Origin of the sequence: Vibrio sp. B181a (genome assembly GCF_030248375.1) — a bacterium.
GTDB lineage: Bacteria > Pseudomonadota > Gammaproteobacteria > Enterobacterales > Vibrionaceae > Vibrio > Vibrio campbellii.
In genome coordinates, this window is sequence record NZ_JAHGAD010000004.1 from 1 (window position 1) to 12,271 (window position 12,271).

Annotated in this window: 11 protein-coding genes; 8 read left to right on the plus strand and 3 right to left on the minus strand. The window is 45.8% G+C overall.

Features of this window, described 5'->3' with window-relative positions; translation table 11 throughout:
- Nucleotides 1-268 precede the first annotated feature (268 nt).
- Nucleotides 269-1,414, minus strand: coding sequence for a Na/Pi symporter (locus KIO97_RS01265; RefSeq protein ID WP_029388715.1), 1,146 nt, complete (start codon nucleotides 1,412-1,414; stop codon nucleotides 269-271).
- A gap of 386 nt (nucleotides 1,415-1,800) precedes the next feature.
- On the opposite strand from KIO97_RS01265, the gene nhaR reads away from it, so the two are divergent.
- Together nhaR and KIO97_RS01275 are read left to right on the plus strand one after the other, a co-directional pair.
- Nucleotides 1,801-2,691 carry a transcriptional activator NhaR gene (gene nhaR / locus KIO97_RS01270; RefSeq protein ID WP_005533256.1) on the plus strand — a complete coding sequence of 297 codons (891 nt, stop codon included), beginning with the start codon at nucleotides 1,801-1,803 and terminating at the stop codon, nucleotides 2,689-2,691.
- Nucleotides 2,692-2,817: 126 nt separating this feature from the next.
- Nucleotides 2,818-3,123 carry a metalloregulator ArsR/SmtB family transcription factor gene (locus tag KIO97_RS01275; protein WP_061007740.1) on the plus strand — a complete coding sequence of 102 codons (306 nt, stop codon included), beginning with the start codon at nucleotides 2,818-2,820 and terminating at the stop codon, nucleotides 3,121-3,123.
- 132 nt (nucleotides 3,124-3,255) lie between these two features.
- Here the strand turns inward: KIO97_RS01275 and rpsT are convergent, their stop codons facing one another.
- On the minus strand, nucleotides 3,256-3,516 hold the full coding sequence (rpsT, locus tag KIO97_RS01280) for a 30S ribosomal protein S20 (protein ID WP_005447926.1): 261 nt from the start codon (nucleotides 3,514-3,516) through the stop codon (nucleotides 3,256-3,258).
- Nucleotides 3,517-3,810: 294 nt separating this feature from the next.
- On the opposite strand from rpsT, the gene murJ reads away from it, so the two are divergent.
- The 6 genes from murJ (at nucleotide 3,811) to ispH (ending at nucleotide 11,435) form a co-directional block, all read left to right on the plus strand.
- Nucleotides 3,811-5,373 carry a murein biosynthesis integral membrane protein MurJ gene (gene murJ / locus KIO97_RS01285; RefSeq protein WP_103410229.1) on the plus strand — a complete coding sequence of 521 codons (1,563 nt, stop codon included), beginning with the start codon at nucleotides 3,811-3,813 and terminating at the stop codon, nucleotides 5,371-5,373.
- Nucleotides 5,374-5,443: 70 nt separating this feature from the next.
- The gene (gene ribF, locus KIO97_RS01290) at nucleotides 5,444-6,379 is read left to right on the plus strand and encodes a bifunctional riboflavin kinase/FAD synthetase (protein ID WP_005533261.1); all 936 of its coding nucleotides are present in this window, start codon (nucleotides 5,444-5,446) and stop codon (nucleotides 6,377-6,379) included.
- A 64-nt stretch (nucleotides 6,380-6,443) separates the two neighbouring features.
- Complete coding sequence (gene ileS, locus KIO97_RS01295; protein ID WP_038888992.1) at nucleotides 6,444-9,272, plus strand: isoleucine--tRNA ligase; 2,829 nt, start codon at nucleotides 6,444-6,446, stop codon at nucleotides 9,270-9,272.
- A gap of 73 nt (nucleotides 9,273-9,345) precedes the next feature.
- The gene (lspA, locus tag KIO97_RS01300) at nucleotides 9,346-9,852 is read left to right on the plus strand and encodes a signal peptidase II (RefSeq protein ID WP_005425321.1); all 507 of its coding nucleotides are present in this window, start codon (nucleotides 9,346-9,348) and stop codon (nucleotides 9,850-9,852) included.
- A gap of 161 nt (nucleotides 9,853-10,013) precedes the next feature.
- Nucleotides 10,014-10,445, plus strand: a complete 432-nt coding sequence (fkpB, locus tag KIO97_RS01305; protein WP_285380594.1) for an FKBP-type peptidyl-prolyl cis-trans isomerase — start codon at nucleotides 10,014-10,016, stop codon at nucleotides 10,443-10,445.
- Nucleotides 10,446-10,469: 24 nt separating this feature from the next.
- Nucleotides 10,470-11,435, plus strand: a complete 966-nt coding sequence (gene ispH / locus KIO97_RS01310) for a 4-hydroxy-3-methylbut-2-enyl diphosphate reductase (protein WP_029388716.1) — start codon at nucleotides 10,470-10,472, stop codon at nucleotides 11,433-11,435.
- 81 nt (nucleotides 11,436-11,516) lie between these two features.
- On the opposite strand, the gene btsR is transcribed toward ispH, so the two are convergent.
- Nucleotides 11,517-12,245, minus strand: a complete 729-nt coding sequence (gene btsR / locus KIO97_RS01315) for a two-component system response regulator BtsR (RefSeq protein ID WP_285380597.1) — start codon at nucleotides 12,243-12,245, stop codon at nucleotides 11,517-11,519.
- Nucleotides 12,246-12,271: the final 26 nt, after the last annotated feature.

A 12,271-nucleotide genomic window follows, 5' to 3' on the forward strand; every position in this document is an offset into this window, starting at 1 on the left:
GCTGTAGGTAGAAAGAGTGTGGCGCTGGAAGCTTAGTGAAGGTTAGAGAGTGTTGACAAAACTTACCGTCCTAGGTGGATATAATCGAGTCTTATCCCTTATCCCTTATCCCTTATCCCTTATCCCTTATCCCTTATCCCTTATCCCTTATCCCTTATCCCTTACCCCGAAGTGTAGCGTTCCATGGGGCGAGCCCGTTGTCGCTTCCCCAAAACGAAAAAAGGCCCCACCGAAGTGGAGCCTAAAATAAGCGATGGTAATCTTATTATTATGCTGTCAGAGCAAGGATAGAGCCTGGTAGCACGATGAATACTGCCAGTAGGTAACCTGCTACAACCGCTTTATTCTTAATAGCTAGTTCTGAAATCACTTCTGCACATTTCACTGGAATCTCACGTAGGAACGGGATACCGAAGATGAACAATGTCGCCAGAATGTTGAACGTTAGGTGTACTAGTGCAATTTGCAGTGCGAATACTGCGAACTCGCCAGATACCGCTGTTGCTGCTAGTAGAGCCGTGATACATGTACCGATGTTTGCACCTAGAGTGAATGGGTAGATGTCACGTACTTTTAGAACACCTGAGCCTACTAGTGGAACCATTAGACTTGTTGTCGTAGAAGAAGACTGAACAAGAACAGTAACTACAGAGCCCGATACGATACCGTGGATAGGACCACGACCGATTGCGTTCTTGAGGATGTCACGTGCACGACCAACCATTAGGCTCTTCATTAGCTTACCCATAACCGTGATAGCTACGAAGATAGTACCGATACCTAGAGCGATTAGCGCTACGCCACCCATAGTGTCGCCAAATGTTGCTAGTGGCTCTTTGATTGCACTTACTACTGGTTTAGTGATTGGCTTGATGAAATCAAAGCCTTTCATGCTCATATCACCTGTATTTAGTAATGGTGATACCAACCAGTGAGAGATTTTCTCTAGGATGCCGAACATCATTTCCAATGGTAGGAAGATCAGTACTGCAAGTAGGTTAAAGAAGTCGTGGATTGTTGCACTTGCGAATGCACGTTTGAATTCGTCTTTACAACGAACGTGACCAAGCGAAACAAGTGTATTTGTTACGGTTGTACCGATGTTAGCACCCATTACCATAGGAATAGCGGTTTCTACAGGTAGACCACCTGCAACCAAACCTACAATAATAGAAGTTACGGTACTTGAAGATTGGATCAGTGCCGTAGCTACCAAACCGATCATTAGACCTGCGACTGGGTGAGACGCAAATTCAAAGAGTACTTTAGCTTGATCGCCAGTTGCCCATTTGAAGCCGCTACCAACCATAGATACTGCTAGAAGAAGCAGATACAACATGAATGCCAAGTTAGCCCAGCGTAACCAGCGAGTCGTGCTCGAGATTGGTGCTGCTGTAGAAGTAGCTTGGTTCATCATAATTTTCTCCGTGGACCTTTCAGTTCGTTTATTTGGTCTGTTGTTGAAACTGAGGGCGATGTTAGAGATGAAATATTTCAGTAATATGACAGTTCAGTTTCTATGGAGAATTTTTATTATTCTTTTTGATAGTTATCTGTGAAGAAAAATTCACATGAAAATAAGTTGTTGATTTTATATGATTTAATTTCACTTTTGTTTTGTTGATAAGTTTTAAGAGCAGATTAAAAAAGTGCGTTTTGCTTCAAGTTTTATGACAGTATGAATATGATATTTTCGGTAAAACTGTTGTTTTCTTATGTTTGTGTAGGTTTTGTCGAAGTTATTGTTTGTCGTTGTCACATTTGATATAAAAAGTGTCATCTTCTTTCTAGGGAATGGCTATGTCGCACTTAAACTATAACCACCTTTATTACTTCTGGATGGTGTGTAAACAAGGCTCGGTAACAAAAGCTGCCGATGCATTATTCCTGACGCCACAAACTGTGACAGGGCAGATTAAAGCACTTGAAGACCGTATGAAGGGGAAGTTGACCAAACGTAATGGTCGTACGGTAGAGCCAACAGAGCTTGGACAGCTGGTATTTAAGTACGCAGATCGCATGTTTGGGTTGAGCTACGAAATGCTCGATATCGTCAACTATAGCCAACACTCCAATATCCTATTCGAAGTCGGCGTTGCCGATGCCCTCTCTAAACGTCTCGTCAGTAAAGTGCTGATGACCACGGTTCCAGAGGACAATAGTATTCACTTACGTTGTTATGAATCGACTCACGAACTGTTGCTAGAGCGTTTATCACAACACAAGTTGGATATGATCCTTTCTGACTGTCCAGTAGATTCGACGCAAAGCCCTGGCCTATATAGTAAAAAGCTTGGTGAAAGCAGCATGAGCTTTTTTGCTTCGTCAGAAATTCCAGACGTCAAGTTCCCCGAAATCCTAGAGAAGAAAAAGCTACTTATCCCAGCAAGCCGAACGGCAATGGGGCGAAAAGTACTGCAGTGGTTTGATCGTCAAGGATTGCAACCAGATGTGTTGGGTGAATTTGATGATGTGGCGTTAATGAAGGCCTTTGCTCGATATCGCGATGATGTCATTTTCTTAGCACCGACGGTGTACATGTCCGAGATTGAGGACGATCGCAATTTGCAATTAATTGGGCATGTTGACGATTTGAAGGAAGAGTATTACGTCATCTTTGCCGAGCGAATGATACAACATCCAGCAGTAAAGAACGTTTGTGATGCAGATTTTAGCCAAATGTTTGAATGAACAAGTTTCGTTGCGCAAATAAATAGATTACTATCGACAAAATTATAACTCGAAATTATAAAATCTTTGTAACACAACAAACTGGCCAGGGTTGGGGAAAGTAAGTTGTAGCTAGAGGTACAGCACATGAATCTACAAGAAATGGAGAAAAACTCCGCCAAAGCTGTCGTGTTGCTTAAAGCGATGGCAAATGAAAGACGCCTACAAATCCTTTGCATGCTGCATAATCAAGAGCTTTCGGTCGGGGAGCTTTGCGCAAAACTAGAGTTGAGTCAATCGGCACTGTCTCAGCACTTAGCGTGGCTTCGACGCGATGAGTTGGTTGCAACGCGAAAAGAAGCGCAAACGGTCTACTACACATTAAAGAGTGATGAAGTGAAAGAGCTTATTCAAACACTTCATGGTCTCTATTGTGAGGTAGCTACCGCGTGATGACAGGTCACAAATGAGAAAAAGCTGGCATTGCCAGCTTTTTTTTATGCTTTCAATTTAGTAACACTAAATTTTAGATATAAAAAAACCGGCGTGAGCCGGTTTTTTCTTCACTGTGGAATCAATTCTCTATTAAAGAGCTTTGATTTGTGCAGTGAAACGAGACTTATGACGAGCTGCTTTATTCTTGTGAATAAGGCCTTTAGTCGCCATACGGTCTAGGATAGGTGTAACTGCAGCGAATGCAGCAGTTGCAGCTTCTTTGTCGCCTGCTTCGATAGCAGCAACAGTTTTCTTCATGTAAGTACGCATCATTGAGCGACGGCTAGCATTGTGCTGACGACGTTTCTCAGCTTGGATAGCGCGCTTCTTAGCAGATTTACTATTTGCCAAGGGTCTAACTCCCAAAAACTTATTTCTATGACAATTTAAGGGCGAGGACTATCCCTCATTTGCGCCTAAATGTCAAATGATTTGTGCAAAAACCAATCGAAACCAAAACAAATTTTGGTAACAAAGGTCATCGCGGTTAAGATGGCGGGGATTCTAACAGCATTTTTAGACCATTGCTAATAATTATCCGCCTAGATCTGACAATAAACGGATATATTTTTAACGCCCATTTGTAGCTTTCAAAGGCTTAGAGGAATAGGGTTGGCTATCTTTTGGTGATATTCCGAGGTTACAGTGAGTAAACGACTGCTCAAGTCTGGCATGATCGTCAGTGCCATGACATTAATTTCGCGCGTCCTAGGTTTAGTTCGTGATGTAGTAGTAGCAAACTTGATGGGGGCCGGCGCGAGTGCCGACGTCTTCTTCTTTGCCAATAAAATCCCTAATTTCTTACGTCGTCTGTTTGCTGAAGGCGCATTTTCTCAGGCTTTTGTACCAGTACTAACCGAAAGCCACGCCCAAGGGGATATGGACAAAACCCGAGAGTTGATTGCCCGTGCTGCTGGTACGTTAGGTGTGATTGTCTCTATTGTTACCATTCTCGGGGTTTTAGGCTCTGGTGTCGTAACGGCACTTTTTGGCTTTGGTTGGTTCTTGGACTGGATGCATGGTGGTCCGGCGGCTGAGAAGTTCGAACTTGCTAGCGTCATGCTCAAGATTACCTTTCCTTATTTATGGTTCATCACTTTTGTTGCGCTTTCTGGTGCGATCCTCAATACCTTAGGTAAGTTTGCAGTCTCTTCTTTTACGCCTGTCTTCCTCAACGTGATGATCATTTTGGCGGCGTGGTTTATTTCGCCTCAGATGTCGCAACCAGAAATCGGTCTTGCGATTGGCGTATTGCTAGGTGGCCTTGTTCAGTTTCTATTCCAGATTCCCTTCCTTATTAAAGCGGGAGTGATGGTTAAGCCTAAATGGGGCTGGCGCGATCCGGGTGTGGTGAAGATCCGTACCCTAATGATTCCTGCTCTATTTGGTGTGTCGGTGAGCCAAATCAACTTACTGTTTGATACCTTTATTGCCAGTTTCCTACAAACCGGCTCGATCAGTTGGTTGTACTATTCAGATCGCTTATTGGAATTCCCATTAGGTCTGTTTGGTATCGCGATTGCCACGGTGATTCTTCCTGCACTATCACGTAAACACGTAGACGCACACAGTGAAGGTTTTGCACACACCATGGATTGGGGCGTACGTATGGTTACCTTACTCGGTATTCCTGCAATGCTTGGTTTGATGGTACTAGCGAAGCCAATGTTGATGGTGCTATTCATGCGCGGTGAGTTTTCTCCGCAAGACGTTCATCAAGCCTCTCTCTCTTTATTAGCGTATGCATCAGGTCTGCTTAACTTCATGCTGATTAAGGTTCTCGCTCCGGGTTATTACTCGCGTCAAGACACCAAAACCCCAGTGAAGTACGGCATCATTGCAATGGTGACGAATATGGTCTTCAACGCGATCTTTGCGTACTTCTACGGTTACGTTGGTCTTGCTATTGCAACGGCGCTTTCTGCTTTTGTAAACATGGCATTGCTTTACCGCGGCTTGCATATTGCTGGTGTGTACCAAATCACTAAGCGAACAGTCCTCTTTATTATACGTTTAGTGATAGCTGGCGCAGCGATGGTTGCGGCTATCTTATGGCAACTTGAAGATATGTCTGTGTGGCTGAATTGGAGCTTTGCTCACCGCAGTGGCGTATTGGGAATGCTGATTGCACTTGGTGCTGGCGTTTACCTTGCTGTGGTGTTTTTACTCGGCGTACGTTTAAAAGACCTAAAAGCTGGGACAGAATAAGGTTGATTGGTATATAATCCGTCAGTTTCACACAGTGCAAAGTAAAAACAGAGGCATAAAGCAGTATCCAATGGAACTGATCAGAGGCATTCACAATATCAAGTCGCGCCATCATGGCTGCGTGCTGACTATTGGCAATTTCGATGGCGTACATAGAGGCCATCAACAAGTATTGCAGCAAGTGTCTGAACAAGCGGAGAAACTTTCGTTGCCTTCGGTTGTGATGACCTTTGAACCTCAGCCGATGGAGCTGTTTGCTCGAGATAAGGCACCTGCGAGGTTAACGCGACTGCGTGATAAGTTTGTTCAGCTGAGTAAGCTCGACATCGATCGTTTGCTGTGTGTTAACTTCAATCGTCATTTTGCTGACCTAACGGCGGAAGAGTTTATCCGTGACTTGTTGGTTGGTCGATTGGGTGTTAAGTTTCTTGTCATCGGCGATGATTTCTGTTTCGGCAAAGGCCGAACTGGTAACTTTGCGATGTTACAAGAAGCAGGGGAAAAGTACGGCTTTGAAGTTGTCAGTACCCAAAGCTTTTGTTTACAGCAATTACGAGTGAGCAGCACGGCTATCCGTAAAGCGCTGGCTCGTGATGATTTGCATTCCGCGCAAGAGATGCTGGGAAGAGATTACAGCATTGCCGGTCGTGTTTCACACGGAAGAAAGCTAGGTCGAACCATCGGGTTCCCTACTGCAAATATTCCTTTGAAACGCTGTGTATCTCCGGTTTCCGGAGTTTATGTTGTTCAAGCGCTTGGCTTAGGAGATAAGCCAGTGGGTGGCGTCGCTAACATTGGTCAACGGCCAACAGTAAATGGTGTTCGCCAGCAGTTAGAAGTACACTTATTCGACTTTCACGCTAATTTATATGGCAAGCAGCTAGAAGTGGAACTTTTGCATAAACTTAGAGATGAGCAAAAGTTTGAGTCGTTTGAAGCACTTAAACAACAAATCGAATTGGATGCTGAAGCAGCGAGGGTGTGGCTGCGTCAGCTTAAGCGTTGAGCGGTTTATTCCACCGTGCAACATAATGTCTAATTTTCGCCCAATATAACGGAATTAAGAATCGATGAGTGAGTATAAAGATACCCTGAACTTACCTGAAACAGGGTTTCCAATGCGCGGCAACCTGGCCAATCGTGAGCCAGAAATGCTTAAGCGTTGGTACAAAGAAGATCTTTACGGTGAAATCCGTAAAGCTAAGAAAGGCAAAAAGTCATTCGTACTGCACGATGGCCCTCCTTACGCGAACGGTGACATTCACATTGGTCACGCACTAAACAAGATTCTTAAAGACATTATTATTAAATCCAAAACACTTTCAGGTTTTGACGCACCTTACATCCCAGGCTGGGACTGCCACGGTCTACCTATCGAATTGATGGTAGAGAAGAAAGTAGGCAAGCCAGGCCAAAAAGTGACGGCAGCTGAGTTCCGCGAGAAATGTCGCGAGTACGCTGCAGGTCAAGTTGAAGGTCAAAAAGAGAGCTTCAAGCGTCTTGGCATCATGGGTGAGTGGGACAAGCCATACCGCACTATGGACTTCGCAACTGAAGCGAACATCATCCGTGCACTTGGTAAGATCGCAAGCAAAGGTCACCTACTGAAAGGTTTTAAACCAGTTCACTGGTGTACAGACTGTGGTTCAGCTCTTGCTGAAGCAGAAGTTGAGTACAAAGATAAAGTATCGCCATCTATCGACGTTCGCTTCAAAGCGGCTGACGAAGCGGCACTGCTATCTAAGTTTGAGCTAACTGAAGGTCACGAAGGCCAAGGTGACGTATCTATCGTTATCTGGACAACAACACCTTGGACACTGCCTGCAAACCGCGCAGTATGCCTACGTGATGATCTAGAGTATGTGCTTATCCAAACAGAAGGCGACAACGCTGAGCGTATTATCGTTGCTGCTGAGCTAGCGAAAGACGTAATGGACCGTGCAGGTATCGAGCACTTCCACAACCTTGGCTTTGCTAAAGGTGCGGACCTAGAGCTTTCTCAATTCCAACACCCATTCTACGATTTCACTGTACCGGCGATCCTTGGTGATCACGTTACAACTGATTCAGGTACTGGTGTTGTTCACACTGCACCTGGTCACGGTCAAGAAGACTTCGCGGTTGGTAATAAGTACAACCTAGAAGTAGCAAACCCAGTTGGTTCAAACGGTGTTTACCTACCAGACACTGAGCTATTTGCTGGTCAGCACGTATTTAAAGCGAACGATGCAGTAGTAGAAGTACTGAAAGAAAAAGGTGCACTACTACACCACCACGCATACGAGCACAGCTACCCACACTGTTGGCGTCATAAGACTCCGATCATCTTCCGCGCAACACCACAATGGTTCGTATCTATGGACCAAGCTGGCCTACGTGCTAAAGCACTAGAGTCAATCAAGAATGTTGAGTGGATGCCTGAGTGGGGTCAAAGCCGTATCGAAGGTATGATCGAAGGTCGCCCTGAGTGGTGTATCTCTCGTCAACGTACTTGGGGTGTGCCAATTGCTCTGTTCGTTCATAAAGAAACAGCAGAACTTCATCCGAACACACTAGAGCTGATCGAGAAAGTCGCTAAGCTGGTTGAAGAGAAAGGCATCCAAGCATGGTGGGATGTCGATGCAGCTGAACTACTAGGTGCTGACGCTGACCAATACGAAAAAGTACTAGATACACTAGACGTATGGTTCGATTCAGGTGTTACACACTTCTCTGTTGTTGATGCTCGTGAAGAGTACAACGGCAACAGTGCAGACCTATACCTAGAGGGTTCTGACCAACACCGCGGTTGGTTCCAGTCTTCTCTAATTTCATCTATCGCGATGAAAGACGAAGCGCCGTACAAACAAGTACTGACACACGGTTTCGTGGTTGATGGTCACGGTCGTAAGATGTCTAAATCTATCGGTAACGTGGTTGCGCCAAAAGACGTAACTAACAAGCTAGGTGCTGACATTCTTCGTCTATGGGTTGCTTCTACAGATTACACTGGTGAAGTTGCGGTTTCTGATGAAATCCTAAAACGCAGCGCAGATGCTTACCGTCGTATCCGTAACACAGCGCGTTTCTTCCTTGCTAACCTAAGCGGCTTCAACCCTGAAACAGACATCGTTCCTGTTGAAGAGATGGTTGCGCTAGATCGCTGGGCGGTTGGTCGTGCACTAGCAGCACAAGAAGAGATCGTTAAAGCATACGAAGAGTACAACACTCACGGTGTGACTCAGCGTCTAATGCAATTCTGTTCAATCGAAATGGGCTCTTTCTACCTAGATGTAATCAAAGACCGTCAGTACACAGCAAAACGTGGCGGCAACGCTCAACGTAGCTGTCAGACAGCACTTTACTACATCGTAGAAGCGCTAGTTCGTTGGATGGCGCCAATCATGTCGTTCACAGCAGATGAAATCTGGAACGAAATGCCTGGTCAACGCGACAAGTTCGTATTCACTGGTGAGTGGTTCGATGGTCTATTCGGTCTTGCTGAGGGCGAAGAGCTGAACAACGAATTCTGGACTGAGATCCAAGCGGTTCGTGGCGCAGTGAACAAACTTCTAGAAGACGCGCGTAAAGAGAAAACCATCGGTGGTGCACTACAAGCTGAAGTGACGCTATTTGCTGATGACGCTCTAGCGGCGAAAATCAACAAACTAGAAGATGAACTGCGCTTTGTTCTACTAACATCTGCAGCGAAAGTTAAGCCTCTAGGTGAGAAGACTGATGCTGCACAAGCGACGGATATCGAAGGCTTGTTTGTTGAAGTAGCAGCAGCTGAAGGCGAGAAGTGTGACCGTTGTTGGCACCACACGCCAGACGTAGGCACAATCGAAGGTCACGAGAAGATCTGTGGTCGTTGTGTGTCGAACGTTGACGGCGAAGGTGAAGTACGTAAATTCGCGTAATTGCCTAGAACGACTGAACTTTTTTTAAAATTAACAGCCCCAGTATTTACTGGGGCTGTTTGTAGGTAAAGTAATGAGTGAAAAAGCACTGACGTTAAAGCAATCTGGAGTTCGCTGGCTATGGTTAGCAATTCTGGTATTTATTGCCGATATTGGCATCAAATTGGTGGTAATGGACAACATGGGCTACGGATGGGCAAACCGAATTGAGGTGCTGCCATTCTTCAACCTACTTTATGTTCATAACTACGGTGCAGCATTCAGCTTCTTGAGCGATCAAGCGGGCTGGCAACGCTGGTTGTTCACTGGTATCGCGTTTGTTGTGACAGGTCTTTTGACTTACTGGATGAGTAAGCTTCCAGCCAAAGAAAAATGGAACAACATCGCTTATGCATTGATTATTGGTGGTGCAGTGGGCAACGTGTTTGACCGTGTGGTTCACGGCTTTGTTGTTGATTACCTTGACTTCTTCTGGGGCAGCTATCACTGGCCAGCATTCAATCTAGCGGATACGACTATCTGTATTGGTGCGGCAATGATCATTCTTGACGGCTTCCGCAAAAAGGATGCTGACAAGTAATCTTTTGCGATATACCGAATAACCCTAAGCGTCGTCCGTTGATTCGAACGACGCTTTTTATTATGTTGGAGCGCAATCCGCGTATCTTCGTACAATAAAAAGCAATCACAGTACGTGATCAGACAGAACGCTGGACAACCCAAGAACAAGGAAGCAGTAACGTGACAACAATAAATCAAGATTCAGCAGTAACGCTGCACTTCACCATCAAAATGCAAGATGGCTCTGTAGCAGACAGCACACACAATATGGGTAAGCCTGCTAAATTCGTGATGGGCGATGGTAGCTTGAGTGAGAACTTTGAGAAATGCCTACTAGGCTTACAAGTAGGTGAAGAAAAGGCGATCGAACTGAAAGCCGCTGATGCTTTTGGTATGCCGAACCCAGACCATATCCACCATATGGACCGCACTAAATTTGTTGGCGAAGCGGAAGTTGAAGTCGGCACGATCATGGCATTCAGCGGTCCAGACGGTATGGAAATCCCGGGAATCATTACTGAGATTGCTGGCGACTCAGTGACAGTGGATTTCAACCATCCACTCGCGGGACAAGACGTGACTTTCGAAGTCGAAATTTTGTCAGTAGAATAGCGAACCAAATTAAAGATAACTTCCATGAGCAATGAAATGAAAATCCTGTTAGCTAACCCACGTGGTTTCTGTGCTGGTGTTGACCGCGCGATTAGCATCGTAGAGCGTGCGCTAGAGATGTATCAGCCACCAATCTATGTTCGACATGAAGTGGTACACAACCGCTTTGTGGTTGAAGGTCTAAAGCAGCGTGGTGCTATCTTCGTTGAAGAATTGCACGAAGTGCCAGACAACAACATTGTGATTTTCTCCGCTCATGGTGTGTCACAAGCCGTACGCCAAGAAGCGAAGTCTCGTGATTTGACAGTATTCGATGCAACGTGTCCGCTGGTAACCAAAGTACATATGGAAGTAGCGCGCGCGAGCCGTCGAAATATGGAAGTGGTACTGATCGGTCATGCTGGTCACCCAGAAGTGGAAGGCACAATGGGTCAGTACTCTAGCGAGACGGGCGGTATGTACCTTGTGGAAACGCCAGCCGATGTTGAGAAGCTAAAATCGATCGTGAAAGATCCATCGGATCTGCACTACGTGAGCCAAACAACATTGTCTGTCGATGAAACCGCAGACGTAATTGAAGAGTTACGCCGCGTATTCCCAGAGATTCAAGGTCCTCGCAAAGATGACATCTGCTACGCGACGCAAAACCGTCAAGATGCTGTGCGTGAGCTCTCTGCTGATGTTGATGTGATGGTCGTTGTGGGTTCTAAGAACTCTTCAAACTCTACTCGCTTAAAAGAGTTGGCTGAAAAACTGGGCACACCGGGCTACTTAACGGACTGCCCAGAAGACATCAAGCCAGAGTGGTTTGAAGGCAAAGTGAAAGTCGGTGTAACTGCCGGCGCATCTGCACCAGAAGAGTTGGTAAATCAAATCCTAGATCGCATCAAAGAACTGGTTGGTGCTGAGGCAGTAGATGAAGTGCTTGGTCGTGAGGAGAACATGTTCTTCGAAGTACCAAAAGAACTGCAAATTAAGCAAGTCGATTAAGACCAATCAAACACCAAAAAGGCGACCACAAGGTCGCCTTTTTCATTGGGAGTTTCTACACGAGTTCATCAGAGTCTAAGCTTAACTGCTGATACCTAGCAGCTCTTTGAGCACCTTTAGGTAGCGACGGCTAACCGGGATCTCAAAGCCGGTTTTGGTGATGATTTCTGCCAGCCCGTTTTCGAGTAGCTTAATCTCGCTGATGGCTTTAATGCTGACCAGATACTGTCGATGGCAACGCACCAATGGGGTTTTCTCTTCCAAGGTTTTTAGCGTGAGCTGTGTGCTGGCGGTTTGGCAGGTGGAGCGTACATGTACTCCGCTGATGTCACTGTAAGCGCACTCAACCGTTTCGGTTGCCATGATCACAATGCGGTTGTGTCCAATGCAAGGTATCTGGTCTAGGCTTTCGGGCGCGATGGCTGATAGTTGCTGAGTGAGCGCGGATTGACTCATTACTTTGTTCAGGCGCTTGACGGTTTTTGTCAAACGGCATGGGTCAACGGGCTTGAGTAAGTAGTCGAACGCGTTGTCTTCAAAGGCTTGGATAGCGTATTGATCGTAGGCGGTCACAAACACCACGTAAGGCATGGTCTCTGGGTCTAACATGCCCAACAGCTCTATGCCCGTCACCTGTGGCATTTGGATGTCGAGAAACACCACATCAGGTTTGAGCTCATTGATCTTCTTTAGCCCCATGATGGCGTTTGACGCGTCGCCAATCACCTCAATCTGGCCTGTTTCATCCAATAGCTCTGCTAACTCTTCACGAGCAAACTGTTCATCATCAATGACGAGGGCGGTTAACATCCAAGACTACCTTTGTGCGTTTTCAC